Source organism: Pseudoduganella sp. S-14 (genome assembly GCF_049913285.1).
Classification (GTDB): Bacteria; Pseudomonadota; Gammaproteobacteria; order Burkholderiales; family Burkholderiaceae_D; genus Rugamonas.
Genome location: NZ_CP183991.1, coordinates 4,113,678 through 4,138,670, shown reverse-complemented (window position 1 = coordinate 4,138,670; position 24,993 = coordinate 4,113,678). Strand labels below are relative to the sequence as shown.

27 protein-coding genes are annotated in these 24,993 nt (G+C 65.2%); 13 read left to right on the top strand and 14 right to left on the bottom strand.

Annotated features, from left to right (window positions below; all coding sequences use genetic code 11):
• Positions 1-41: 41 nt before the first annotated feature.
• Positions 42-377 carry a flagellar basal body protein gene (locus ACN9MZ_RS18830; RefSeq protein WP_426338483.1) on the bottom strand — a complete coding sequence of 112 codons (336 nt, stop codon included), beginning with the start codon at positions 375-377 and terminating at the stop codon, positions 42-44.
• A 114-nt stretch (positions 378-491) separates the two neighbouring features.
• Here ACN9MZ_RS18830 and ACN9MZ_RS18825 point away from each other — a divergent pair, with 114 nt between their 5' ends.
• The gene (locus tag ACN9MZ_RS18825; protein WP_426338482.1) at positions 492-1,049 is read left to right on the top strand and encodes a TetR/AcrR family transcriptional regulator; all 558 of its coding nucleotides are present in this window, start codon (positions 492-494) and stop codon (positions 1,047-1,049) included.
• 201 nt (positions 1,050-1,250) lie between these two features.
• Positions 1,251-2,291: a dienelactone hydrolase family protein gene (locus ACN9MZ_RS18820; RefSeq protein WP_426342931.1), complete on the top strand. Its 1,041-nt coding sequence runs from the start codon at positions 1,251-1,253 to the stop codon at positions 2,289-2,291.
• Here ACN9MZ_RS18820 and ACN9MZ_RS18815 read toward each other — a convergent pair whose 3' ends face one another.
• On the bottom strand, positions 2,292-2,702 hold the full coding sequence (locus tag ACN9MZ_RS18815) for a hypothetical protein (protein ID WP_426338481.1): 411 nt from the start codon (positions 2,700-2,702) through the stop codon (positions 2,292-2,294).
• 99 nt (positions 2,703-2,801) lie between these two features.
• Here ACN9MZ_RS18815 and ACN9MZ_RS18810 point away from each other — a divergent pair, with 99 nt between their 5' ends.
• The 6 genes from ACN9MZ_RS18810 to ACN9MZ_RS18785 are packed head-to-tail and all read left to right on the top strand — an operon-like array spanning position 2,802 to position 10,393.
• Positions 2,802-4,496: an NADH-ubiquinone oxidoreductase-F iron-sulfur binding region domain-containing protein gene (locus ACN9MZ_RS18810; protein ID WP_426338480.1), complete on the top strand. Its 1,695-nt coding sequence runs from the start codon at positions 2,802-2,804 to the stop codon at positions 4,494-4,496.
• Positions 4,493-7,276 carry a formate dehydrogenase subunit alpha gene (gene fdhF / locus ACN9MZ_RS18805; protein WP_426338479.1) on the top strand — a complete coding sequence of 928 codons (2,784 nt, stop codon included), beginning with the start codon at positions 4,493-4,495 and terminating at the stop codon, positions 7,274-7,276. Before ACN9MZ_RS18810 ends, fdhF begins: the two co-directional genes overlap by 4 nt.
• Entirely contained in the window at positions 7,273-8,229 is a 957-nt protein-coding gene (locus ACN9MZ_RS18800) for a formate dehydrogenase accessory sulfurtransferase FdhD (RefSeq protein ID WP_426338478.1), read from the top strand. Before fdhF ends, ACN9MZ_RS18800 begins: the two co-directional genes overlap by 4 nt.
• The gene (locus tag ACN9MZ_RS18795) at positions 8,229-8,936 is read left to right on the top strand and encodes an ABC transporter permease (protein WP_426338477.1); all 708 of its coding nucleotides are present in this window, start codon (positions 8,229-8,231) and stop codon (positions 8,934-8,936) included. Before ACN9MZ_RS18800 ends, ACN9MZ_RS18795 begins: the two co-directional genes overlap by 1 nt.
• A complete protein-coding gene (locus tag ACN9MZ_RS18790) occupies positions 8,933-9,586 on the top strand; it encodes an energy-coupling factor ABC transporter ATP-binding protein (RefSeq protein ID WP_426338476.1) in 654 nt (217 codons plus the stop codon). Before ACN9MZ_RS18795 ends, ACN9MZ_RS18790 begins: the two co-directional genes overlap by 4 nt.
• A complete protein-coding gene (locus tag ACN9MZ_RS18785; protein WP_426338475.1) occupies positions 9,587-10,393 on the top strand; it encodes a substrate-binding domain-containing protein in 807 nt (268 codons plus the stop codon).
• Here the strand turns inward: ACN9MZ_RS18785 and ACN9MZ_RS18780 are convergent.
• Positions 10,390-11,271 (bottom strand): alpha/beta fold hydrolase, encoded by an 882-nt coding sequence (locus tag ACN9MZ_RS18780; RefSeq protein ID WP_426338474.1) that lies wholly within the window; start codon positions 11,269-11,271, stop codon positions 10,390-10,392. The two genes, ACN9MZ_RS18785 and ACN9MZ_RS18780, sit on opposite strands and share 4 nt — an antisense overlap.
• A gap of 61 nt (positions 11,272-11,332) precedes the next feature.
• Here ACN9MZ_RS18780 and trxC point away from each other — a divergent pair, with 61 nt between their 5' ends.
• Positions 11,333-11,767 (top strand): thioredoxin TrxC, encoded by a 435-nt coding sequence (trxC, locus tag ACN9MZ_RS18775; protein ID WP_426338473.1) that lies wholly within the window; start codon positions 11,333-11,335, stop codon positions 11,765-11,767.
• Here the strand turns inward: trxC and ACN9MZ_RS18770 are convergent.
• The 10 genes from ACN9MZ_RS18770 to dctP are packed head-to-tail and all read right to left on the bottom strand — an operon-like array spanning position 11,764 to position 20,763.
• Positions 11,764-12,696: an ACP S-malonyltransferase gene (locus tag ACN9MZ_RS18770; protein ID WP_426338472.1), complete on the bottom strand. Its 933-nt coding sequence runs from the start codon at positions 12,694-12,696 to the stop codon at positions 11,764-11,766. The two genes, trxC and ACN9MZ_RS18770, sit on opposite strands and share 4 nt — an antisense overlap.
• Positions 12,654-13,580 carry a triphosphoribosyl-dephospho-CoA synthase MdcB gene (gene mdcB, locus ACN9MZ_RS18765; protein ID WP_426338471.1) on the bottom strand — a complete coding sequence of 309 codons (927 nt, stop codon included), beginning with the start codon at positions 13,578-13,580 and terminating at the stop codon, positions 12,654-12,656. Before mdcB ends, ACN9MZ_RS18770 begins: the two co-directional genes overlap by 43 nt.
• On the bottom strand, positions 13,577-14,275 hold the full coding sequence (mdcG, locus tag ACN9MZ_RS18760) for a malonate decarboxylase holo-[acyl-carrier-protein] synthase (RefSeq protein ID WP_426338470.1): 699 nt from the start codon (positions 14,273-14,275) through the stop codon (positions 13,577-13,579). The genes mdcB and mdcG overlap by 4 nt, the downstream gene beginning before the upstream one ends.
• On the bottom strand, positions 14,259-14,975 hold the full coding sequence (gene mdcE, locus ACN9MZ_RS18755) for a biotin-independent malonate decarboxylase subunit gamma (protein ID WP_426338469.1): 717 nt from the start codon (positions 14,973-14,975) through the stop codon (positions 14,259-14,261). Before mdcE ends, mdcG begins: the two co-directional genes overlap by 17 nt.
• 2 nt (positions 14,976-14,977) lie before the next feature.
• Positions 14,978-15,862 (bottom strand): biotin-independent malonate decarboxylase subunit beta, encoded by an 885-nt coding sequence (locus tag ACN9MZ_RS18750; RefSeq protein WP_426338468.1) that lies wholly within the window; start codon positions 15,860-15,862, stop codon positions 14,978-14,980.
• A complete protein-coding gene (gene mdcC / locus ACN9MZ_RS18745) occupies positions 15,859-16,173 on the bottom strand; it encodes a malonate decarboxylase acyl carrier protein (RefSeq protein ID WP_426338467.1) in 315 nt (104 codons plus the stop codon). The genes ACN9MZ_RS18750 and mdcC overlap by 4 nt, the downstream gene beginning before the upstream one ends.
• Before the next feature lie 8 nt (positions 16,174-16,181).
• Positions 16,182-17,849, bottom strand: coding sequence for a malonate decarboxylase subunit alpha (mdcA, locus tag ACN9MZ_RS18740; RefSeq protein WP_426338466.1), 1,668 nt, complete (start codon positions 17,847-17,849; stop codon positions 16,182-16,184).
• The gene (locus tag ACN9MZ_RS18735) at positions 17,850-19,199 is read right to left on the bottom strand and encodes a TRAP transporter large permease (protein WP_426338465.1); all 1,350 of its coding nucleotides are present in this window, start codon (positions 19,197-19,199) and stop codon (positions 17,850-17,852) included.
• Positions 19,196-19,690, bottom strand: coding sequence for a TRAP transporter small permease (locus ACN9MZ_RS18730; protein ID WP_426342930.1), 495 nt, complete (start codon positions 19,688-19,690; stop codon positions 19,196-19,198). The genes ACN9MZ_RS18735 and ACN9MZ_RS18730 overlap by 4 nt, the downstream gene beginning before the upstream one ends.
• Before the next feature lie 56 nt (positions 19,691-19,746).
• Positions 19,747-20,763: a TRAP transporter substrate-binding protein DctP gene (gene dctP / locus ACN9MZ_RS18725; RefSeq protein ID WP_426338464.1), complete on the bottom strand. Its 1,017-nt coding sequence runs from the start codon at positions 20,761-20,763 to the stop codon at positions 19,747-19,749.
• 130 nt (positions 20,764-20,893) lie between these two features.
• Here dctP and ACN9MZ_RS18720 point away from each other — a divergent pair, with 130 nt between their 5' ends.
• From ACN9MZ_RS18720 to ACN9MZ_RS18705, 4 genes are read left to right on the top strand one after another with little or no spacing between them, the layout of a single operon-like run.
• Positions 20,894-21,556 (top strand): GntR family transcriptional regulator, encoded by a 663-nt coding sequence (locus ACN9MZ_RS18720; protein WP_426338463.1) that lies wholly within the window; start codon positions 20,894-20,896, stop codon positions 21,554-21,556.
• Positions 21,557-21,611: 55 nt separating this feature from the next.
• Complete coding sequence (locus ACN9MZ_RS18715) at positions 21,612-22,853, top strand: MFS transporter (RefSeq protein ID WP_426338462.1); 1,242 nt, start codon at positions 21,612-21,614, stop codon at positions 22,851-22,853.
• Positions 22,850-23,470, top strand: coding sequence for a helix-turn-helix transcriptional regulator (locus tag ACN9MZ_RS18710; RefSeq protein WP_426338461.1), 621 nt, complete (start codon positions 22,850-22,852; stop codon positions 23,468-23,470). Before ACN9MZ_RS18715 ends, ACN9MZ_RS18710 begins: the two co-directional genes overlap by 4 nt.
• A gap of 51 nt (positions 23,471-23,521) precedes the next feature.
• A complete protein-coding gene (locus ACN9MZ_RS18705; protein ID WP_426338460.1) occupies positions 23,522-23,779 on the top strand; it encodes a hypothetical protein in 258 nt (85 codons plus the stop codon).
• On the opposite strand, the gene ACN9MZ_RS18700 is transcribed toward ACN9MZ_RS18705, so the two are convergent.
• Positions 23,749-24,951, bottom strand: coding sequence for a multidrug effflux MFS transporter (locus ACN9MZ_RS18700; protein WP_426338459.1), 1,203 nt, complete (start codon positions 24,949-24,951; stop codon positions 23,749-23,751). The two genes, ACN9MZ_RS18705 and ACN9MZ_RS18700, sit on opposite strands and share 31 nt — an antisense overlap.
• Positions 24,952-24,993 lie beyond the last annotated feature (42 nt).

The following is a 24,993-nucleotide window of genomic DNA, read 5'->3' as shown; positions in this document are numbered from 1 at the left end:
ACGCTGCACATACGACAGCATAGCGCGGGAAGGCGGCGGCGTTAAGCCTTGATATCGAGCAGTGTGCCAATTCGCTCGTCAGCGGCCTGGATCACTTTGGCCGACAGGTCGAAGTTGGCCTTGTAGACCAGCGAGTTGGTGATGGAACTGGCGGGGTCGGTGCCTGATGGGGCGCCGCCGGCGTTGGCGGCCGCCGACAGGTCGCGCGCGGCAGTGGAAATGGTGACGCTGGTCCCGCCCGGCGTTTCCTGGAACGTGGCCCGTTGCGGCTGGAAGTTGCTCGTCGCCATATTGGCGACGTTGTGCCCTTCCACGTCCAGTGCGCGCTGGTTTGCCTGGAGGCCGGACAGGCCGGATTGGAGTGCAGGGATTGTCATGACCGCAGTTTACATGATTCCATGCGGAAATTGCCATTGCCTGCCTAAAAAACGGGCGCGCCGCGCAACACATGGTATGATGATGACCGCAATGATTGAGGCAGGAGGCTGGCCATGAAGATTACCAAGGAAAAAGCAGCGGAAAACCGGCAATTGCTGGTTGAGACGGCCTCCCGGCTATTCCGGGAAAAGGGAATGGACGGGGTCGGCGTGGCAGAGATCAGCAAGGCAGCCGGGCTGACCCACGGCGCCCTGTATGCCCACTTCCCCTCGAAAGACGCGCTGGCGGCCGAGGCCATGCAGTTCAGCACGCGCTCGGCCTACGGCAAGCTGACTGAACATCCGGTCACGCTGCCGCAACTGGTCGATTACTACCTGGCGCCCGAGCAGCGCGACAACCTGGCGCAGGGCTGCCCGCTGGCTGCCGCCGCCAGCGAGGTGGCGCGCCAGGATGCCTCGGTGGGCGCGGGCTATACCGGCGGAGTGCGGCAGATGGCGGCATACATCGAAACCCTGTTGCCGGCCGGGGAGGGACGGCGGCAACAGGCGTTTGCCATCGTGGCGGCACTGGTAGGCGGCGTATCAGTGTCGCGAAATGTCTACAAAACCGATCCCCAATTGGCCGATGAAGTGCTGGAATCGGTACGTTCCATGCTCCTGAAGCTGAGCTAATTGCTACGTTTAACGTTTTGGGATTGCTTTCCTGAACTGTGCGCATAAGAATCTGGGTTATTGCCCAAACGCATTGTTCTGGAGAGCATCATTAATTCCCTTGTTGCACGTGTCGCCGCCATCCTGCTGGCCTGTGCAAGCCTGCCATTGGCGCAGGCGGGGGAGGCTGCGCTCGATGCGCGCCTGAACGAGCAAGTCATCATGGTGCCCGCTGGCCGCGCGCAGAGCGTGCAACTGGAGACCACCGTGTTCCGTCCCCCCGGCCCCGGCCCCTTCCCGCTGCTGATCGTCAACCACGGCAAGGCGCCCGGCAACCCCAAGCTGCAGTCGCGCGACCGTTTCATCTACCTGGCCACGGCTTTCGTGCGCCGCGGTTATGCGGTGATGGTGCCGATGCGCACGGGATTCGCCAATTCGACAGGCAAGTTTGTCGAATATGGCTGCAATATGACGGCCAATGGCTATGAGCAGGCTGGCGATATCGCCGACGTGGTGCGTTTCGCGCGCAGCCAGCCCTGGGTCGACAATGAACATATCGTGCTGGCCGGCCAGTCCTTCGGCGGACTGGCGAGCATGGCGGCCGCCACGCAAGACCTGCCCGGCGTACGTGGCATCATGAATTTCGCCGGCGGCCTGAAGGTGCACGGGGACTTGTGCAACTGGCAAGGCGCCCTGGTCAAGGCCTTTGGCGAGTATGGCCGCCGCAACAAGCTGCCCAGCATGTGGCTGTACGGCGCCAACGACAGCTACTTCGGCCCGGAACTGGTCGCGCGCATGCACGGCGCCTTCACGGCGGCCGGCGGCAAGGCGGACCTGGTGGCGTATGGCCCGTTCAAGAAGGATGCGCATGGCCTGCTGGGCAACCGCGATGGCGCAGCGATCTGGCTGCCGGAAGTCGAGCGCTTCCTGGCTGCGCTTGGCATGCCGACGCGCGAAGCCTATGCAATTGCGGAACCGCCTGCGCAAAAGGCCACCCATTACGCGGCGCTTGACGACGTGAATGCCGTGCCTTACCTGCCGCAGCGCGGCCGCGAACAGTATCGTGAATTCCTGAAGAAGGCCACGCCGCGTGCGTTCGCGATCTCGGCGACGGGATCGTGGGGCTGGGCGGAAGAGGGCGAAAACACCAACGAGAAGGCGCTGGCGGCCTGCCAGGCGGCGAGCAGGGAGCCGTGCCGCCTGTATTCGGTCGATAACGACATCGTCTGGTCGTCGGAGCATGGCACCGCCGGCCGCAACTGATCAGGCCAGGGTAAGGCCGGCGATCAGGGTCAGCGCTGCACTCAGGTAGCCAAGCGGGCGCTGGCCCCGGCGCATGCGGTGGGCCATGATGGCGCTGGCCTGGTGCAGGTGAACGAAGGCGCAGCTGGCCAGCAGGTTCTGCAGCGCAACCCAGGCATGCATCATGATCGCGGCGCCCAGCAGGGCGATGCCGCCGCCACGCGCGACGGCACTGTATTCCACGGCGACGGCAATGACCGCACCTTGTGCTATCCCCAGCATCATTCCAAGCATGGCCACCCGCATCAGGCGCGGGTGAAAATACTGGCGCTGCCATTGCGGTACCAGGCTGAGCGCATGCAGGACGAGGATGATCGTCAGGCTCAACTGGTACAGGTCCAACATGGACGCCAGCGATTGAAAATTTTCCACGGTTGACCTCCCGTGCTGTGGCATCCTTATACTGACCATAACATGTTCCGCCGCAGGGCTACGCATGATACCCTGAGGTAAGCAACGCCATTTTGCGAGGTGAATCAGAGCATGATTCCTATTGCAGTGCAGGGTGCCAGCCGGGAGAGGAAACGCCAGCTGCCGAAAGGCCGGCAAGTCGATGCTGCTGCGCTGCAGCAGGTGCAGGCTTTGCTGGGCGACTTGCCGCGCAGGCGCGATCTGCTGATCGAATTCCTGCATCTGGTCCAGGATGCCTATGGCTGCCTGTCGGCGGCACACCTGGCGGCTTTGGCATCCGAACTGCGGCTGGCGCAGGTTGAGGTCTTTGAAGTTGCTTCCTTCTACCACCATTTCGATATTGTCCGCGAGGGCGAGCTTGCGCCCCCGGCGCTGACCGTGCGCGTGTGCAACGGCCTGTCGTGCGAGATGGCAGGCGCTGGCGAACTGCTGGCGCGCTTGCCGCAGTTGCTGGGACGGGAGGTGCGGGTCGTGCCTGCGCCTTGCATCGGGCGTTGCGACCAGGCGCCCGCCGTCCTGCTTGGACAGCGCGCGATCGCGCCGGCCAGTTGTGAGAGTGTGTCGGCGGCTGTTGCGAATGCGGGTGTGGCGGGCGGCCACGCGGCGCAGCCTGCCACAGCGAGCACGGTTGCGGCGACGGGGGCCGGCGCGTTTGCGGTTTTGCGCGAATGCCTGTCGGGCTTGCGCTCCGTCGAGGCTGTGATCGCAGAGCTTGAAAACTCAGGCCTGCGCGGCCTGGGCGGGGCCGGTTTCCCGGCGGGGCGAAAATGGCGCATCGTCAGCAAGGAGCCAGGCCCGCGCCTGATGGCGGTCAATATCGACGAAGGCGAGCCGGGAACCTTCAAGGACCGCTACTACCTCGAACGCAATCCCCGGCAATTCATCGAAGGCATGCTGATCGCCGCCTGGGCTGCCGGCATCGACGAGATCTACGTCTATCTGCGCGATGAATACCATGATTGCCGCAGATTGCTGCAACAGGAGCTGGCGCGCCTCGAGGAAGGAACGCCGCGTATCCATTTGCGGCGCGGCGCCGGCGCCTACATCTGCGGCGAAGAATCGGCGATGATCGAGTCGATCGAGGGCAAGCGCGGCATGCCGCGCCTGCGGCCACCCTACCTGGCGCAGGTGGGCCTGTTCGGCCGTCCAACGCTGGAACATAACTTCGAAACCCTGTACTGGGTGCCGGAGATACTGGAAAGAGGGGCCGCGTGGTTTGCCGGCCATGGCCGCAACGGCCGCAAAGGGCTGCGCTCGTTCTCCGTGTCCGGCCGCGTGAAGCAAGCGGGCGTCAAGCTGGCGCCTGCCGGCATCACCGTGCAGGAGCTGATCGACGAATTCTGCGGTGGCATGCAGGATGGGCACCAGCTCTACGCCTACCTGCCGGGCGGAGCGTCCGGCGGCATCCTCCCTGCCAGCATGAACGACATCCCGCTCGACTTCGATACGCTGCAGCCCTATGGATGCTTCATCGGTTCGGCCGCCGTCATCGTGCTATCGCAACACGATAGCGCGCGGGCCGCAGCAGCCAATATGATGCGCTTCTTCCGTCACGAATCCTGCGGCCAGTGCACACCATGCCGTGTCGGCACAGCCAAGGCGGCTGACATGATCGAGGCGCCGCTGTGGGACGCAAGCCTGCTCAGGGAACTGTCGCAAGTGATGCGCGATGCGTCGATCTGCGGACTTGGCCAGGCCGCCCCGAATCCGGTCGACTGCGTGCTGAACTACTTCCCGCACGAGGTCACGCGATGATCGACTTCGAGCTCAATGGCCGCGCAATGCAGGCGGCGGAAGGCGAAACGCTGCTGCAGGCGGCAAGGCGCGCAGGCATCGAGATTCCGCACCTGTGCTACAAGGACGGCATGGCGCCGGCCGGCAATTGCCGCGCGTGCATGGTGGAGATCGACGGCGAGCGCGTGCTGGCGCCATCCTGCTGCCGCCATCCCGTGCAAGGGATGAAGGTGAGCTGCGACAGTCCACGGGCGCGCGCAGCGCAAAACATGGTGCTGGAGCTGCTGCTGGCGGACATGCCGCAACAAGCGCATACGCGGCATAACGAAGTCGAACACTGGGCCGCAAAGCTAGCCCTCGGCAAGCCCCGTTTTGCAGCCCGCCGGCAACCCGCCTGCGACCTGACGCACGCCGCCATTGCGGTCAACCTCGACGCCTGCATCCAGTGCACACGCTGCCTGCGTGCCTGCCGCGACGAGCAAATGAATGACGTCATCGGCCTGGCCTGGCGCGGCGACCACGAAAAAATCGTGTTCGACATGGACGACCCGATGGGCGCCTCCACCTGCGTTGCATGCGGCGAATGTGTGCAAGCCTGCCCGACTGGCGCGCTGATGCCGGCGCGCGAAGCGGCGCTGGCCGTGCCGGACAAACGCATCGACTCGGTGTGTCCATACTGCGGCGTGGGCTGCCAGCTCACCTACAACATCAAGGACAACAGGATACTGTACGTGGAAGGCAGAAATGGCCCGGCCAACGAGGGCAGGTTGTGCGTCAAGGGCCGCTACGGCTTCGATTACGTGCATCACCCGCACCGCCTGACCAAGCCGCTGGTGCGGCGCGCCGACGCACCGCCAAAATCGGGCGACTTCAGCATGGACCCGGAGCGTGTGGCCGACATCTTCCGTGAAGCGAGCTGGGACGAAGCGCTGGCGCTGGCCGGCGGCAAGCTGGCCGCCATCCGCGCCCGGCACGGCCCGCGTGCGCTGGCCGGCTTCGGCTCGGCCAAGGGCAGCAACGAAGAAGCCTACCTGTTCCAGAAGCTGGTGCGCACCGGCTTTGGCAGCAATAATGTCGACCATTGCACGCGGCTGTGCCACGCCTCCTCGGTAGCGGCGCTGCTGGAGGGGATAGGTTCGGGCGCAGTCTCCAATCCGGTCAAGGACGTGATGAAGGCCGAAGTGGTGCTCCTGATCGGCGCCAACCCGGCGGTCAACCACCCTGTGGCGGCGACCTGGATCAAGAACGCCGTGCGGCAGGGCACGAAGCTGGTGGTATGCGACCCGCGCCGCTCCGACCTGTCGCGCATCGCCCACCGCTTCCTGCAGTTCAAGCCCGATACCGACGTGGCGCTGCTAAATGCGATGATGAACGTGATCGTGACGGAAGGGCTGGTCGACCAGGGCTTTATCGCCAGCCGCACCATCGGCTTTGAGGAACTGGCGGAAAACGTCGCCGCTTACAGTCCGGAGGCCATGGCGCCGATCTGCGGCATCGAAGCCGGGACGATTCGCGAGGTGGCGCGCCTGTACGCCGGGTCCCGCGCCTCGATGATCCTGTGGGGAATGGGCATCTCGCAGCACGTGCACGGCACCGACAATGCACGCTGCCTGATTGCCCTGTCCCTGATGACGGGACAGATCGGCCGGCCGGGCACCGGCCTGCACCCGCTGCGGGGGCAGAACAATGTGCAGGGCGCGTCCGACACCGGCCTGATTCCCATGATGTACCCTGACTACCAGCGCGTGACCGAGCCGTCCGCCAGGGCGAGGTTCGAAAGCGCCTGGGGCCTGGCGCCCGGCGCCCTGGACGACAGGCCCGGCCTGACCGTGGTGGAGGTGATGGACGCCGCCGAGGCAGGCCTGGTCAAGGGCATGTACATCATGGGCGAAAACCCCGCCATGTCCGACCCCGACGCCAACCATGCGCGGGCTGCGCTGGCGTCGCTGGAGCACCTGGTAGTACAGGATATCTTCCTCACCGAGACAGCCTGCCTGGCCGACGTGATCCTGCCCGCCAGCGCCTTCCCCGAAAAGACCGGCAGTTTCACCAACACCGACCGCCTGGTGCAGATCGGCCGGCAGGCGCTGGACCCGCCGGGCGAGGCGCGGCAGGATTTATGGATCATCCAGCAGGTTGCGCAGCGCCTTGGCCTGGACTGGCACTACGGCTCTGCGGCCGACGTGTTTGCGGAAATGCGGCAAGTGATGCCAAGCATCGCAGGCATTACGTGGGAGCGGCTCGAGCGCGAGCACGCGGTGACCTATCCCTGCCATGCGGAGGGCGATCCAGGCACGCCGGTGGTATTTACAGAGGATTTTCCGCGCGAGTCCGGCCGGGCGCGTTTTGTTCCGGCCGATATCATTCCCGCGGACGAAAGGCCAGACGCCGCGTACCCGATGGTCCTGATCACCGGCCGCCAGCTCGAACACTGGCACACCGGCAGCATGACGCGCCGCACGGCGGTGCTCGACGCCATCGAACCGGACCCGGTGGCCATGGTGCATCCGCTTGACCTGGCGGCGCTGGGGGGCAAACCGGGCGACGTGGTCACCATCGCCTCGCGGCGGGGCCAGGTTGCGCTGTATGCGCGAGCCGACGACAGTTCGCCGCGCGGCGCAGTGTTCGTACCGTTCTGCTATTACGAAGCCGCCATCAACAAGCTGACCAACCCGGCGCTCGACCCGTTTGGCAAGATCCCCGAATTCAAGTACTGTGCAATCAAGGTCACGCTGGGCGGCACGGTCGGCGCCCAGTCCAGTTTTGGCGGCGGCAAGGCTATGGAGGCAGCAGGCGCATGAGACTACCGGAGATGACACAGGCCAGCGTGCCGCTGACGCAGGAAGTGGAAGCGATCGACGAAAAAGGCCGCCGCTCGCTGATCCACATACCCGCCGAGCGTCCGCTGACGGTGTACGTGGACAAGCGCGAGCTGGTCACCCTGATGACGCTGGGCGGCGCCCCCGAAGCCCTGGTGCTTGGCTACCTGCGCAACCAGCGCCTGGTGCGATCAGTGGAAGATGTCGAATCAATCCACGTCGACTGGTCGGTCGGCGCCGCGGCGGTCAGGACCCGCTCAGGCATCGCCGGTATCGAAGAGCGCACAGCGCGCAAGGTGGTGACCACCGGATGCGGCCAGGGATCGGTGTTCGGCGACCTGATGGACGAAGTGGACGATATCGTCCTGCCGCCCGCTGCACGTTTGAAGCAATCGGGCGTATACCGGATTGTTGAAACCATCCGCACGCTGCAGTCGGTCTACAAGCAGGCCGGATCGGTGCACGGCTGCGCCTTGTTCACGCAGGGCGGCGAACTCCTGTACTTTGTCGAAGACGTCGGCCGCCACAATGCGGTCGACTCCATTGCCGGCAAGATGTGGCTGGACGGTGTGGAAGGCAGCGACAAGGTGTTCTACACGACCGGCCGCCTGACCTCCGAAATGGTGATCAAGGGCGCGCAAATGTCGATCCCCTTCCTGCTATCGCGCTCCGGCACCACCCAGATGGGCCACAGCGTCGCCACCCGCCTCGGCATGACCCTGCTGGCCCGCTGCACCGGCCGCCACTACCTGCTGCTGACCTCACCGCAGCGCCTGATCCCCGAACCCGAGTTGGCTGAACTACCGCCGCGCCCGTGTCCCACCCTGGGGTCACACCCCCGGCGTGACACGGCCTCAGCCGAGCCCACAGCCGAGCCCGTGTCACCTTTCGGGTGTGACCCCATGGTGGGACACGGGCGCGGCCGGGAGGCGTAATGGGGCTGATGGATGCGGTGCGCGGGGCGTTCGGGCTGCTGTTCAATGGCGATCCTGTGCTGTGGGGGATCGTCTGGGTTTCGCTCAGTACCAGCATACTCGGCTTGCTGCTGGCGGCGCCCTTTGCCGTGATCGGGGGCTACGCGATCGCAATGACGCAGTTTCGCGGCCGGCGAGTGGTGATCTGGCTGGTGCAGGCGGCTTTGTCGCTGCCGACGGTGCTGATCGGCCTGCTCCTATACATGATGCTGTCCCGCCACGGCCCGATGGGCAGCTTGCAGTGGCTGTTCTCGCAGCCGGGCATCGTGGCGGGGCAGGTCGTCATCGCGCTGCCGGTGCTGCTGGCGTTCACGCTGGCGGCGGTGCAGGCGGCCGATCCGCGTTTTGCGGAAACCGCCATCGCACACGGGGCTTCGCCATGGCGCGTCATGGGGACGCTATTGCATGAAGTTCGCTTCGGCGTGATGGCGGCGATCATCAGCGGCTTCGGGCGTGTGATTTCGGAAGTCGGCTGCGCCATGATGGTGGGCGGGAATATCGCCGGCGAAACGCGCACCATCACCACCGCCATTGCGCTTGAAACCAGCAAGGGCGAATTCGCCCAGGGCATCGCACTGGGCGCGGTGCTGGTCACCATCGCGTTGGCCATGAATGGCGCGATGATGGTGCTGCAGGGCGATGCCCATGCCGCCAGGGGCGGGGGATGACGACCATGCTGTCGATCGCCCGCCTGAGCAAACGCTATGGGGAAAAAATGCTGCTCGACCTGCGTGATTTCAGGCTTGATGCGGCGCGGGCCTACGTCCTGACCGGAGTGAACGGTGCCGGCAAGAGCACGCTGCTGCGCGTGCTGGCCGGCCTGGCGCCGGCTGATGCGGATGGCGTGCATTTTGCGGGTGAGGCAGTGATGCTGTCCCCTTATCCTGCAGCCTTGCGACGCGAGATCGTCTATGTGCACCAGCATCCAGTGATGTTCTCGACCAGCGTGGCGGGCAATATCGGCTTCGGCCTGAAAGCGCGCGGCATGGCGCGCGCCGAGGCTGCAAGCCTGGTGGAAGAGGCGATGCAGTGGGCGGGGGTGCAGCATTTGCGCGGCAGCCAGCCTGCCACGCTGTCCGGCGGTGAGAAGCAGCGGGTGGCGCTGGCCCGCGCCAAGGTGCTGCATCCGCGCCTGTTGCTGCTCGATGAACCGACTGCCAGCCTCGATGGCGAGGCGCGTGAACAGGTATTGGCCTTGATCCCGTCGCTGACCCAGTCGGGCAGCACCGTTGTCATGGCCTGCCACGACCGTGACTTGATCAACCTGCCGGATGTGCGGCGCCTGAAGCTGCGCGATGGCCAACTTGAGGAGAAGTGAATGAAACGCAGGCTGCTGCTCAGCTTTGCCGCTGCATTTGCGCTGTCCGGCAGTGCCTTTGCCCAGCAGGTCATCCGGCTGTCCACGACGACCAGCACCGAAAATTCGGGCTTGCTGGCCTTCCTGCTGCCGGCCTTCGAAGCCAGGACCAGCAGCAAGGTCCACGTGATTTCGGTGGGCACCGGCAAGGCGCTCGAACTGTCGAAAAACGGCGACGTGGACGTGACCCTGGTGCATGCACGTGCGGCGGAAGATAAGTTCGTGGCAGAAGGCTGGGGCATTGACCGGCGCGATGTGATGTACAACGACTTCATCGTGGTCGGCCCGTCCAGCGATCCGTCGGGTATCAAGGGCGGCAGGGATGTGCTGGCCGCGTTTCGCAAGCTGGCGGGCGGCCCGGCGAAGTTCATTTCACGCGGCGACAATTCCGGCACCGACATCATGGAAAAGGCTTACTGGAAGCAGGTGGGCACGCAGCCTGCAACCGCGCAGTACGTTTCGGCTGGCCTGGGCATGGGCGAGGTGCTGAACATGGCGGCCGAGATGGGCGGCTATACCCTGACCGACCGCGCTAGCTATGCGGCGTACCAGGCCAGGACCGGCCTGGCGTTGATGGTGGAGGGCGACCAGCGCATGTTCAACCCTTACGGTATTATCGCGACCAACCCGGCCAGGCATCCCGGCGTGAACTACAAGGGCGCGCGCCAGCTGATCGACTGGATCACGTCGCCGGAAGGGCAGGCCAGGATTGCGCAGTTCCGTCCCGGCGGGCAGCAGTTGTTCTATCCAAGCGCCAGGCCTGATTAGGCGCGCTGCAGCCAGGCGAGCAGTGCGTCGGCCACGGCGCCCGGATGCTCGCGCTGCGGGAAGTGGCCGACGCCGGCCAGCAATGCGCGGTGATAGGGCCCGCTGAACAGGTGCGCCTTGTGCTCCGAGGTTTGCGGACTGTTGGCGCCATCTTCCGTGCCGTGCAGGGTGAGCGTCGGCACGCTGATCATGGATTCGTGCCGCAGCCGCTCTTCCTGCAAGGCGTAGTGAGGGTCGGGCAGGGCGAGACCCCAGCGGTGACGGTAGGAGTGCAGCGTGACGTGCACCCAGTCCGGATTGTCCCAGGCATGCATGGCGTCGTGGAACACGCCTTCGCCGAAATGCCATGAAGGCGACCAGGTGCGCCAAAGCAGCAGGGCAAATTCGCGCCGGTCCTTGCGCAGCGCTTCGGCGCCTCGATCGGTTGCCATATACCAGTGGTACCAGTAATTGCGGGCCTGCTGCAAGCTCAGGGCCTGGCCAGGGTCATTGGTGCCCCAACCGACCGACAAGGCCATGCAACGCATCACGCGTGCCGGCGCCAGCAAGGCGGCGTTGTAGGCGGCGCGGGCGCCCCAGTCGTGGCCGACGACATTGAATCGTTCGATGCCGAGCGCCGTGGCGAGGTCCAGCAGGTCTTGCGCAAGGGCGCTTAGCTGGCCGCTGCGCGGCGTGGCCGGATCGAGGAAGCGGGTTTCGCCGAAGCCGCGCAGGCTGGGCACGATCAGCCGGTAGCCGGAGCCCGCAAGGAAGGGCAGCACGCCATCCCAGGTGTGCATATCATCCGGCCAGCCATGCAGCAGGAAGATCGGTTCTCCCTGCAAGTCGCCATGCTGGCGGAAGGCAATGCGCAAGCGGTCGGTGTTCACGTATTCCATGTTGACTCCTGGCTGGCGAAGCGTGCCCTCAGGATTATAAGCCTGCGCTATACTGGGACTCATGGAAAACTTGCATATCGTCTGCCCCCACTGCGACGCGGTCAACCGCGTGCCTTCTGTACGCCTGGAAGAAGAGGCTACCTGCGGCAAATGCCAGCGGCCCTTGTTTACCGGCCATCCGGTGGACCTGTCGACGGAGCGCTTCCTCAAGCATATCGAGCGCAACGATATTCCTGTGCTGGCCGATTTCTGGGCGCCGTGGTGCGGCCCGTGCCGCACGATGGCGCCTTTCTACGAGCAGGCGGCCCAGCACCTCGAACCCTATTTCCGTGTGGTGAAGGTTAATACCGAGGCGGAACAGCAACTGGCGGCGCGCTATGCCATCCGCAGTATTCCTACGCTGGCGGTGTTCAAGGGCGGCCGCGAACTGGCGCGCCAGGCCGGCGCAATGGACAGCAAGAGCATCATCGCCTGGGTGCAGCAGCATTTGCGTTAGAAATGCGCCAGCCAGCTCCTGATTCCGTCCAATGAACGGAAGTCCGCCACCGAGCGGCAGGCAATGCCAGGGTGGTGTGTCAACAACATCTTCGATAGGGCACTTCCTGGCCCCAGTTCCAGCGCCGCGGTGATTCCCCGCTCGGCACAGGCATCCATGCAATCAGCCCACAAGATCGTCTCTGCCAACTGGCGGGAGAGATGGTCAATCGCCGTTGCCTTGTCGCGTACGGGCGCGGCATCGATGCCGCCCAGTACCGGCGCCCGCAGCGTGCCGAATGCTTCCTGGGCGAGCATGCTTGCGAAGGGTTCGACTGCGGCCAGCAGGTAGGGTGTGTGCGAGGCGACGGCGACCGGCAACCGTGCGATGCGCGCGCCAGGAATCGCCAGGGATGCGGCATGCGCGGCGGGACCGCCGGCGATGCAGCTGTCTTCCCCTGTTTCTATCGCAATGTGGAAGCCGTGAGCTGCAAGCCGGGGCCGCAGCGAAGCTGTCAGGCGTCCGCTGATCGCGAGCATGGCATGCGGGCTGTCGGCAGCGACGCAGGCGTCCATCAGCGCGGCGCGCTGCACTGCAAGGGCGACGGTGCGTTCCGGCGTGAATGCGCCTGCCACGCTGTATGCCGTCAGTTCGCCGATGCTGTAGCCGGCCACCAGCGCCGGCTGCGGGCAATCGCGGCGCAATGCCTCCCACATGGCAAGGCTGCTGGCAACGATGGCTGGCTGGGCGTTGTGGTTGCTGTACATCGCTGCGGGGTCGCTCAAGCCGGGCAGCAATGGCGCCAGTTGCGACAGCAGGGCCGCTCCGTGCGGGTCGCTACGGGCCAGGTCGTACATGGCGGCATGCTGGCCGCCCTGGCCGGGGCACAGGATCAGCAAGCGGCTATTCATGGCGGTGGCAGCGCGGTCAGGCTGTGCGCCAGGCAGCATGCTGCCAGCAGGTCGGCGGCGCCGCCCGGCGACAGGCGCTGGGCGATGAAGCGCCGGTGGCAATCCAGCGCATGTTCTTGCCATTGCCGGTTTGCTGTGCCTCCCCGACGCAGGAAATCGCGAGCGGCATTGCGCACCGTGCCGGCGCCTTCGGCTCCGCCCCGGTGATAGATGTTGGTGTCGCTGATATGCGCCATCAAGGCGAAGATGGCGTCGACGCGGGCGTGCAGCATGGGGGCGCCGCGCGCCAGCGCGCCTTGCAGCGCGGGCAGGCCGACTTCGAATACCGAGGGCAGGCCGAGCGCGCCTTCTTCGCGGGCGCCGCTGGCGGCATGCCGGGCGGCGGCCAGCTGGCCATGCGAGACACCGCTGGCATGCGTGTGGGCAGCCAGCTCTTCGCCCCAGTGCAGCAGCAGGGCGGTGCGCAAGGCGGCTGGCGTCAAGGTCATGCGCAGCGCCCGGACGCGGCCCATTGCGGCGCACAGCAAGCCGAGGGCGAAGATGGCGCCGCGGTGGGTGTTGATGCCTTGCGTCGCGGCCATCATGCGCTTTTCGGCGGCGATGCCGAGTCTTTTGAGTTCCGCGAACGGGACGCCGTCGTAGCCTGCCCGGCAGATGCGGGCGAAGTAGTGGCGCAGCGAGAACAGGCTGCGCATGAAGGTGGCCGCGTCCATGTCGGTATGGCTGCCGTTGTCGACGAAGGAGACCAGGCCGGGCTTGGGGTAAAGGGCCAGCTCGTGGTACAGGCTGCGCACTGCGCGCAGGGCAACTTCGCGGGAGAGCGCGTGCGCTGGATGCCGGCGTGCGGTGGGGCCGACGCTGCGCTTGAGTGCAGCCGCCATGGCGCGGGCGTCCTGCGTCGTGCGGATGGCAGGGATGGTCATGCAGGCTCCAGTTCTGCGCGCAGCTCGGCCCGCGTGCCGAGCTTGACGCTGGCATGCGATTTGACCAGGACGCGTTCGGTGTGGGCGCGGGCGGTGAACCATTCTTTCCAGGCTACGGCCTGGCCGCTGGGGAAGATGATTTCGCCGTCCAGCGGCAGTTCATCAAGGAAGCTGGCAAGCAGCAGGGTGCCTGCGTCCAGTTCGAAGCCGTCCCGGGGGCGGAACAGCAGGTCGATGTCGGAGGCGTCGCGCAGGTAGGCCTGGCCTGTCAGTGCTTGCAGGGCGAGCGAGCCGAATACCCGGAGGTCAAGGCCTGCACTGGCCGTGGCCAGGCGGGCGAACGGCGCTTGCCAGCGTGCGGGCAGGGCCTGGACCACGGCGTCCAGCGCCATTGGTGCGCTGTGGCGGGCGATGTGCCGGGCCGGGACGCGTAATGGCAAGCGCAGCTTGGCTGCGCTGACCGGGTCGGGCGGGGCTGCCAGGCCAAGGCAGATGTCGCCGGCATGCGCGCCCGTGTGCCCGCTGGCGCTTGCCGGCACTTGCGCAGCGTCGTCCCGGCGGCGCACGACCAGCGGCCAGTCGCAAGCGGCCCAGCGGGCGAGCGCCGCGTGGGCGGGGGTGCCCGGTGTTGCCGTGGCCAGCACGTCCTGCCAGCCTTCCCGCGTCAGCCACGCCAGGTCATGCCGCGCGTGCATTGCTGCCGCCAATGATGGCTTCGATGACCGCTTGCGCAGCCTTGCGGCCGCCCCGCAGCAGGCCGAGGGCGCTGCGCTGGTCTTCGCGCGGCGCATTGTCGATGGCGTGCGCAAGGTGGGCGGCAAGGTCGCCCTCCCAGATTGCCTGCAAGCCGCCCATGCGCAAGTAGTTCTCCGGCCCTGGCGCGAACACGGGATTGCTGCGCGCCAGCTCCACCAGTTTTTCTTCCGGTACCTTGGTGATGCGCGCCATTGCTGGCAAGCCCATGACGCGGATCGTGGCATCGGGCAGGGCGTAGCAGGCATCGGCCATCAAGCCGCTGGTGATGAAGCCGCCGGACAATGCCTGGTCGTACACCAGCCCGACGATGCGGTGTCCCATGTGGCGTGCGAGGTCGATGCATTTGCCCAGGTGGGCCATGTAGCTGTTAATGCCCAGCATCTCGTCGCGATGGCGCAGGCGCTGTCCCTGCGTGTCGACCAGCAGCACGATAGGGCGGCCGGGGTGGCTGCGCACCGTCGCCAGCACGGCTTTGGCCTGTGCCAGGGCGATTTCCACGCCGATCGGCGCATGGCCGGTGGTGCCGATTACGCTGACGTCCTGGCCTTCCACGCGCGCGCTGCCGTTCAGGAATTGCTCATGTTCGACGATGTCATGCCCACCGGGGAACAGGGCGTCGGCTAATATTTTCCAGTCCATGGTCATGCTCCCAGTCGGCAAGGCGCCGCGGCGGCTGTGAAGGAATCGATATCGAGCATCGGAATGTCGTGGGGCGCGGCGATGCCCAGCGCGGACCAGATTTCAGCCGGGTCGCGCAGGCCGCCAAAGCGTTCGATGCGCTGCTCCAGCATGGCCTGTTCCGCTTCCAGGGCGGCCAGCGTCAGCTCGACCGTGCCGCTGCCCGCTTGCGCGACGGCGTCCAGCGCAGCCTGGCGGAAGGCGGGTACGCTGTCCTCCACGATGCGCTGCACGTCGCCCAGCAGGTAGCGGTGTTTTCCGCCCGTGGTGCGCCATACAAGGGCACGGTCGCGCGAATCGAATTCCTCGACGCCGCTGGCGGTTTCAATCACCTCCGGTCCCGACATGGCCAGCCGGCCTTCCTCGGAGATCACCAGCAAGTTGGCGCAACGCGCCACGATACCCATGCCGCCGAAGGCGCCGTTGGAGCCGCCGATCAGCACCACCACCGGAATGCCCGCTGCACGCACGTCCAGCACGGCGCGCATGACCTCCGACACTGCGATCAGGCCGGCGTTGGCTTCGTGCAGGCGCACCCCGCCAGTTTCCAGCAACAGCAGCACGGCGGCGGGGCGGTCAAGCAGCGCGCGCCGCAACAGGCCGACCAGCTTGGCGCCATGCACTTCCCCCACCGCGCCGCCCATGAAGCCGCCCTCCTGCGCGGCGGCGAAGACGGTCAGTCCGCCCAAGGTGGCACGGCCGACAACCACGCCGTCGTCGAACGCTACCGGGGCATTCAGTTGCGCCAGGTGCGGGCTGACGACGCGTTGCGCAGGGCCGATGAATTCCTCAAAGCTGTCGAACATTGCCAGGCGCTCGCGCGCGTTCGCTTCCAGGTAGCTGCTCATTTGCCTTCTCCCAGCATGGACTCGACGGCCTGGTCGAGCCGCAGGCTGACCACAGCCGGCGTCGCGCCCATATCGTTGATGGCAATGCGCGTGTCGGCCAGTTGCCAGCGTTCCTGGAAGTCGGTGATCACGGCTTGCCAGATCGGGCCGAAGCCGACGGCGGCGGTCTGGATGCCTACTTCGCAGGCGCCACCCAGCGGAGTGCTCTCGATCAGCACTTCCAGGTTGCCGGAGCTGACCACGCCGACGATGCGCGGTTCGGCCGCCAGCGAGCGGCGGCCCTGTTCGAATCGGTAATTGAGTGTTTCCATCTTGGCTCCTACCAGTTGCGGAAGCGCTTGGGCGGATCATACAGGCCGCCCGACGCTCGCACGAGGTCTTTCATGTTCTTTGCCGCCAGCAGGTCGCGCGTGGCATGGCGCTTGTCGATGCCCAGGTCTTCGGCGCGCGTGATGATGCCGCGCTCGCGCAAGTTTTCCACCATGCGCTTGTCGCGTTGCAGCCCGACCGGCGTGTAGCCAGCGACGCCGCGGATTGCCTGCTCACGCTCTTCGGCATTGCGGCACAGGAGCAGGTTGACAATGCCTTCCTCGGTCAGGATATGAGTCACGTCGTCGCCGTAGATCATCACCGGCGGGATCGCCATCTTGGCCTGTTCGCCCAGCTCCCATGCGTCCAGGCGTTCCACGAAGGCCGGCTGCATGTGCTCGCGGAAGGTCTCGACCATCTGCACCACCAGCTTCTGGCCCCGCGGGATGGCGCCGCTGCCTTGGCGCGCCTGCTCGCCGGCCTTGAGCCACGCGGGGCTGGCGTGGCGCCGGCCCCGCGCATCCGCACCCATATTCGGCGCACCGCCGAAGCCGGAGATGCGGCCCAGCGTCGCGGTGGAGGAATTGCCGGCCAGGTCGATCTGCAGGGTCGAGCCGATGAACATGTCGCAGGCGTAGTGGCCGGCAGCCTGGCAGTAGGCCCGGTTGCTGCGCATCGAGCCGTCCGGCCCGACTGCGAAGACGTCCGGGCGGGCGCGGATGTAGTTCTCCATGCCCAGTTCGGAGCCGAAGGAATGGATCGATTCCACGAAGCCCGCTTCAATGGCTGGAATCAGGGCGGGGTGCGGGTTGAGCGCCCAGTTGGTGGCGATCTTGCCGCGCAAGCCGAGCGAGGCGCCGTAGGTCGGCAGCAGCAGCTCGATGGCGGCGGTGTCATAGCCGATGCCGTGGTTCAGGCGCTGTACCTGGTACTCGGCATAGATGCCCTTGATTGCCATCATCGCCATCAGCACCTGGATTTCGGAGATCTGCGCCGGGTCGCGCGTAAACAGCGGTTCAATGTAATAAGGCGTCGGCGACTGGACGACGAAGTCGACCCAGTCGCCTGGGACGTCGATGCGCGGCAGTTCATCGACGATGCGGTTGACCTGCACGATCACGATGCCATTCTTGAAGGCAGTGGCTTCGACGATGGGCGGCGTGTCCTCCGTATTCGGCCCGGTGTACAGGTTGCCGTTGCGGTCTGCCGCTTCGGCCGCGACCAGGGCCACGCGCGGCGGCAGGTCGATGAAATAGCGGCTGAACAGCTCCAGGTAGGTGTGGATGGCGCCGATATTCAGCTTGCCGGCCGCCGCCAGCTTTGCCACGCGGGCGGCCTGCGGGCCGGAGAAGGAGAAGTCCAGCTTCGAGGCAACGCCGCGTTCGAACACATCCAGGTGTTCGGGCAGGGCCAGCACCGATTGCAGCATGTGCAGGTCGCGCACGCGCTGCGGATCGAGACCGGCCAGCGCCTGCGCCAGGAAATCGGCCTGCTTCTGGTTATTGCCTTCGATGCAGACGCGGTCGCCGTTCTCCAGTACCGCATGCAGCAGGTCGCTGATGCGGGCTGCCGGCAGCGCCTTGCCTGCCAGTTCGCCGCCGAGCACGTTGCGGGCGCGTGCCAGGCGCTCGTTGCGATTGCGTTGAAGGCTGTCCCACACGCGGATTGGTGCATTCATTTACCTGGCTCCCATGATCATGTCCGGCAGGCCGGTAGCGATGCCAGGGAAGATGCACAGCAGGATCACCGCGGCCACCATCAGCAGCAGGAAAGGCATCACGCCCCAGATCACGTCGCGCAGCGGAATATCCGGCGCGATGTTCTTGATGACGAAGATGTTCAGGCCTACCGGCGGGTGGATCAGGCCCATTTCCATTACTACCGTCATCACGATGCCGAACCACACCAGGTCGAAGCCCGCTTCGCGCAGCGGCGGCAGGATGATCGGCGCCGTCATCAGGATGATCGAGACCGGCGGCAGGAAGAAGCCCAGCACTACTACCAGCACCAGGATGGTTGCCAGCAGAACCCATTTGGACAGATGCATGCCGACCACCCAGCTCGCAGCCGCCTGGCTGATATGCAGGTAGCTCATGACGTAGGAATACAGCAGCGACATGCCGATGATCAGCAGCAGCATGGTCGATTCCTTGATGGTGGAGGACAGGATCGGCGACATGTCCTTGGGGCGCCATGCGCCATACACTACGGCGATCAGCACCAGCGCGAGCAGGGCGCCCAGGCCCGCCGTTTCGGAAGGCGTGGCAAAGCCGCCGTACAGCGCGACCATCACGCCGATCAGCAGGACGATGAAGGGCAGCACGCGCGGCAGCATTTCCACTTTTTCGCGCAGGGTGAAATGTTCATCTTCCAGGTAGGCCGACTTGACGCCGCCTTTCTGGTAAGCAGCCAGCGCCAGTTTGTATTCGGTGCGGGCACGGTAGACGGCATAACCGGCAAACAGCAGCACCAGCAGCACGCCGGGACCGATGCCAGCGAGGAACAGACGGCCCAGCGACTGCTCCGCCGCCACGGCGTACAGGATCATGGTGATCGATGGCGGCAGCAGGATGCCGAGCGTACCGCCGGCCGCGATGATGCCGGCCGCGAAACCGGGCGAGTAGCCACGCTTGCGCATCTCAGGAATGCCGGCCGAACCGATCGCCGAGCAGGTGGCAGGTGAGGAACCGGCCATGGCGGCAAACAGTGCGCAGGCAAACACGTTGGCGATACCCAGGCCGCCAGGCACCTTGTGCAGCCAGGTGTGAATGGCTGAATACAGGTCCTTGCCGGCCGGCGACTTGCCGATCGCTGCGCCCTTCAGGATGAACAGCGGGATCGAGAGCAGGGTAATGGAGGCCATTTCCTCGTACACGTTCTGGGTCACCGTGTCGAGCGAACTGGCGGGCATGAAGAAATACATGAAGGTGGTCGCCACGATGCCCAGGGCGTACGCGATCGGCATGCCGGAGAACATGACCACCAGGGTGACGATGCCGTACAGGGCGCCCAAAGTCAGCTCGCTCATTTTGCAGCTCCTTTATCGGTGATACGAGCCAGCACTTGCAGCAGGATCTGCAGGGTCAGCAAGGTCATGCCGGCCGCCATCATGGAATAGGGAATCCAGAGCGGCGGTGCAAAGGTGGAGGTGGTGGTCTGGCCGTCGACCCAGGCTTCGTGCCACAGGGTCCACGATTTCCAGGAGAAGAAGGCGCAGAATACAAAGGAAAGCAGGTCGACGATGAACATGCGCACCGCATTGGCCTTGGGCGGCAGGATCGCAGCCAGCGCCTCGATGCCGATATGGCCTCGGAAGCTTTGCACATAGGCGCAGCAGAAGAAAGTGACGCCGACCAGCATGAAGATCGATGCTTCGTCCTGCCAGTCGGTCGGCGCGTGGAAAAAATAGCGCGACACCACCGAGTAGGTCAGGATCAGTGCAGTGACCACCATCGCCACCATGGAGAGAACCAGCAAGCCCTGGTTCACTTTCGCCAGCAGTGAGCCGACTATCGACAGGCCGGGCGCCTGCGGCAGCGCCGCCTCCTTGGGAGGATTGAGTTCGAAGCCGTGGCTCACAGCGTTTTCTCCGCGAGGGCCAGCAGTTTGGCGCAGCTGTCGTTACGTTCGCCGTAATCCTTCCATGCAGTGGTGCGGGCGATGGCTTGCCATTTCTTGACCGACGCTGCGTTCAGGTCAACCACCTTGGCGCCCGCCTTCTGGTACACGGCGGCGACCTGTGAATCGTCGGCCTGGGCGGCCGTTTTGGCGAAGGCTTCCAGTTCGGCGCCGACGGCCATGATGGCTGCCTGCTGGTCTTTCGGCAGGCGTTCGTAGGCGGCGCGCGACATCATCAAGGGCTCGAACATGAACCAGTAGGCGGTGCCGCGCCCGGTGGTGAGTGCTTTCGATACTTCTTCCAGGCGGAAGGAAATCAGGGAAGTGGAGGAGGTCAAGGCAGCGTCCATGGCGCCGGTCTGCATGGCGGCGTAGATTTCGTTGGATGGCAGCGAGACCACGGCGGCGCCAGCAGCTTTCAGGATCAGGTCCATTTCGCGCGAGCCGCCGCGGATTTTCATGCCCTTGGCATCTTCCGGATCGACCACCGGCTTGACGCGCGAGGCGACGCCGCCTGCCTGCCAGATCCAGCTTACCAGCACCACGCCTTTTTCCCACAGCAGCTGGGTCAGCGCCTTGCCGATCTCCTGGTTCTTCCAGCCGTAGCCTTGTTCATACGACGTGACCAGGCCGGGCATCAGGCCGATATTCACTTCGGGCACTTCGCCGCCCGCGTAGGACAAGGGCACCAGCGACAGGTCCAGCGCGCCCTTGCGCATGGCGGAGAACTGGGCGTTGGTCTTCATCAGCGAAGAACCCGGATAGATCGCGAACTTCAGGGCTCCCTTGGTGCGCTTTTCGACTTCCGCCGCGAACATGCGGGTCAGGCGGTCGCGGAAGTCGCCTTCGGCCAGGGTGCCGCCGGGGAACTGGTGCGAAATCTTCAGCGAGCCCGTCTGGGCCCAGGCGGTTTGCAGCCACAGCGGGCTGGTGGCGAGTGCAGCAAGAACGGACCTGCGGGTCATCTGGGACATGTCATCCTCCAAGGGGTTAAGTATGCAGCTTTGTTTTTTATGTATACAAGAATATCTTCGCCGAATACATTGTCAAGTGAAATATGCGTCTTATAATGGAGTCTTATATACATACTGAACTTTTAGTTCCATGACGAAACATTCTTCCACCCTGCGGGAAACCATCGAGGAAATGATTGCGATGGGCGAGCTGCAGCCGGGGCAGCACCTGGACGAGACCGAACTGGCGACGCGTTTCGGGGTGTCGCGCACGCCGATTCGCGAAACGCTGATCCAGCTTGAATCAATGGGACTTGTGGTGATCCGGCCACGGCGCGGTGCGATCGTGGCCGAACTCGGGCCGCAGCAACTGGTTGAAATGTTTGAAGTGATGTCCGAACTGGAGGCCACCTGCGGCCGCCTGGCGGCACGCCGCATGACGCCGGAAGAACAGCAGGTGCTGCTGGCCGCGCACGAAGCCTGCAAGGCCGCGGTGGAGGTGCAGGAGCCGGACGAGTACTACTACCGCAACGAAGCCTTCCATGAGGCGATCTATGCGGGCGCCCACAACAGCTTCCTGTTCGAGCAGACGCGCAGCCTGTATCGCCGCCTGCGGCCGTACCGCCGCCTGCAACTGCGGGTGCGCAACCGCATCGGCCATTCGTATTCCGAGCACGAGGGCGTGGTGCAGGCCATCCTTGCCGGCGACGGCGACAAGGCAGCGGAACTGCTGCGCGGCCATGTGATGATCCAGGGCCAGCGCTTCTCGGACCTGATGGCATCGCTGCCGCAGCTGACCAAATCCGCCGCCTGATAATAAATAAAGATTCTAGTTTACTTATTGTCGGGTCCTGCGTATATTGGAGGTCATGAACAATCTCCTCCTCATCGCGGCGACCTGCCTGCTTGGCTTGCTGTCCACTACGGGCGCATCACTGCCATATCCCATCCTGCCGCCGCTGTTCGCGGCGGAAGCCCACAATAGCCTGAACAATTTCCTCGGCTTGCCGCCCAAGCTGCTGTTCGGCATTGCACTGACGGTGAACCCGATCGGCCTAGTGATCGGTTCCGCGCTGCTCGGGCCTTTGTCCGATCGTTACGGGCGCCGCCCGATCCTGTTGGCGACTGCCCTCGGGGCCGCGGCAGGCCACGCGCTGACGGCGCTGGCGCTGGTGATGCAGTCCTTCCCGCTGTTCATCCTGGCCCGCTTCGGCACCGGCCTGCTGGAAGGGAACGGCGCGGTAGCGCGTGCCCTGGTGGCGGAAAAGCTGGAAGGCCCGCAGCGCCTGCGGGCGCTGTCGCTGGTGAATGGTTCGCTGCACCTTGGCTGGCTGGTGGGCCCGATGCTGGCTGGCTTCACGCTGGGCTTTGGCATCACGGTTCCGTTCTGGATTGCGGTGGCGGCGCTGGTGCTGGCTGCCGTGCTGGTGGCGATCACGGTGCCGCGCGCCGTCAAGGCGCCGGAAGATGGCGCGTCGTGGTGGCAGGTGGCGCGCTCGCACCATGCCATGAACCTGCTGCGCTTTCCCGAGTTGCGCACGCTGTTCATCGTGCAGTTGGCGCTGACCTGCGGCATCACCGGCTTCTATGAATACTATCCCTTGTGGCTGGTGGAGCAAGGCGGCTACGATGCGCGCGGCATCGCGACCATCAATATGGCGATGTGCGCGATCATGACGCTGGCCGCCATCATCGCCGGCCGGCCGAGCAGCATGGCACCGCTACACCGGGCGAGCTGGCTGGCTTTCGGCCTCGCTGCTGCGGTGGCTGGCGTTGCGCTTGGCAACCTGTGGATCGGCATGGTCGCGATCTGCCTGTTCGGGCTGCCCAACGCTTTCTATAACGCGACAGTGCAGTCCTGGGCGGCGGACCGCTTCGCGGCACACGGGCAGGGCTCGGTCATGGGCTTGCTGTCGATGACGTTCTGCTTCGCGAATATCGTGATGGCGGCGATCGGCTCCGTGCTGACGCTGGTCGATACCCGCCTGATCCTGTTGCTGGGCGCCGTGCTTGCGGCGTGGGCCGGCTGGCGCCTGCGCGGTTGGCGTGGAGAGTTGGCGGCGGTGCCTGCGCAGCGCGCGCTGGCGGGCACGGAAGGAGCCGGCGCATGAATACTGCCGACCAGATCCTGTTCCTGCTGAAAACGCGCGGCCCGCGCACGGCACAGCAATTGGCCGAACTGCTCGAGCTCACTTCGATGGGCGCGCGCCGCCACCTGGAGGCAGCGGAGGAGCGCGGCTTCGTGACGTTTGAAGATGTGGCGGAAAAAGTGGGGCGCCCGGCGCGCCGCTGGCTGTTGACCGATGCCGGCCACGCGCGTTTCCCAGACCGCCACGCCGACCTGACACTGCAACTGATCACCCAAGTGCGCGCCCTGTTCGGGGAAGAAGGCATGGACAAGCTGATTTCCGCCCGTGAGCAAGCCAGCGAAGCCTTCTATCGCGAGGCAATCGGCGAAGGCACTGCTCTGCCGGAGCGCGTGCAAGCCCTGGCCCTGGCGCGCGACGTGGAAGGCTATATGGCCGAAGTCGAGCCGCACCAGGATGGCACGCTACTGCTGGTTGAGAACCATTGCCCGATCTGCGCTGCCGCGCGCGAATGCCAGAATTTCTGCCGCTCCGAGCTCGACGTGTTCCAGCGCGTGCTGGGGCCCGGCTGCAAGGTGCAGCGCGAGGAGCACATCCTGGCCGGGGAGCGCCGTTGCGCCTACCGGATCAAGCCAGTGTGACAGCATTTTTAGCGCTGGTGTAGAGTAGGGGTAAACCCAACGGAGGCGCCCATGGATGACGCGATCAGGCGGCAGTTTGTCTCGGAAGTGTGGAAGCGATTTGTCGAGGTGCAGAATTGGGCCATTGCCAATTGGCCCGACAGCGAACATCCGCTCAGCACTTCCGACTTTGTCGAGGGCCGCAAGGAAATCCTCGGCCTTGGCTTGCCGCCCAACCTCAGGCCGGGGCACGAGAAACCGCAGGCCGCGCCCGAGCCTGCGCAAGGCGGCCCGCAATATCAGGAAGTGACGCCGGCGCCCTGGCCCTGATGCTGGCCATGGGTGGCGCCGAGGTAGGTGGCGTAGCTCACCACCAGGCAGGCCACCAGGCCGAGCGCCAGATGTAGCGCGCTGTCGAACAGCAGCGGCGCCACCAATCCGGACACCAGTGCAAACAGCATCATCTGCAGGAAGGACTGCATCGACGCCGCCAGCCCGCTATTTTGCGGGAACAGGTTCATGCCGGCCAGCGTGAGCGGTGGCATCGCAAGGGCCAGCGAGAACGAGAACAGGAACAGCGGCAGCACGGCCCACGGAACGGTCGCAGCGTAGATCCAGTTGTAGCCCACGTTGAGCGCAGCAGCGATGGCCATCAGCACAAAGCTCAGGCGAATCAGCTTCGCCGGAGGCATGCGATGCGCCAGCTTGCCGCTCATCGTTGCCCCCAGCACGTGGCCACTGATCAGCGGGATGAACAGCCAGGCGAATGCAGTTTCCGGCAGCTTCAGGATATGCATGATGAAATAGGCGGCGGAGCCGATATACAGGGCGAAACCGCCAAAGGCAGCGCCGAGCGACACCGACAGCAGGAGGAACTGGCGGTGCTTCAGCACCATCCAGTAATTGCGTGCGATGGCGCCCAAGTGCAGGGGGTGGCGCCTTTCCTGCGGCAGGCTCTCCGGCAGCCAGCGCCAGACGGCAACCCACATCAACGCGCCGAAGGCGGCAAGGAACCAGAAGATCGAACGCCAGCCGAAGGAAACCTGCAGCCAGCCGCCCAGCACGGGAGCAATGGCTGGCGCCAGGCCGAACACCATCATGATGTTGCCGAGGATTTTCTGGGCTTCCATGCCCTCGAAACGGTCTTGCACGATGGCGCGGCCGATCACGGAGCCTGCGCCCGAGGCCAGCCCTTGCAGGATGCGGGCGCCAAGCAGGAAGCCGAAGGAGCCGGCCAGGGCGCCGCCCAGCGAGGCAAGCACGTACAGGATCAGCGACCACAGGATGACCGGGCGGCGGCCGAAGCTGTCCGACAGGGTGCCGTAGAACAGCATCATGAAGGCGAAGGTGAACAGGAACAGGCTCAGGGTCTGCTGGATTGCCATCGGGCTGGCGTTGAAGGTCTCAGCGATGGCCGGGAACGAGGGTAAATAGGTGTCGATCGCCAGCGGGCCGACCATGGTCAGGCCGGCCAGGAGCAGGGTAAGCAGGATATTCTTCATGTGATGCCCGAGAGTGAGCGCGCTATTTTAAGGGAATCCCGG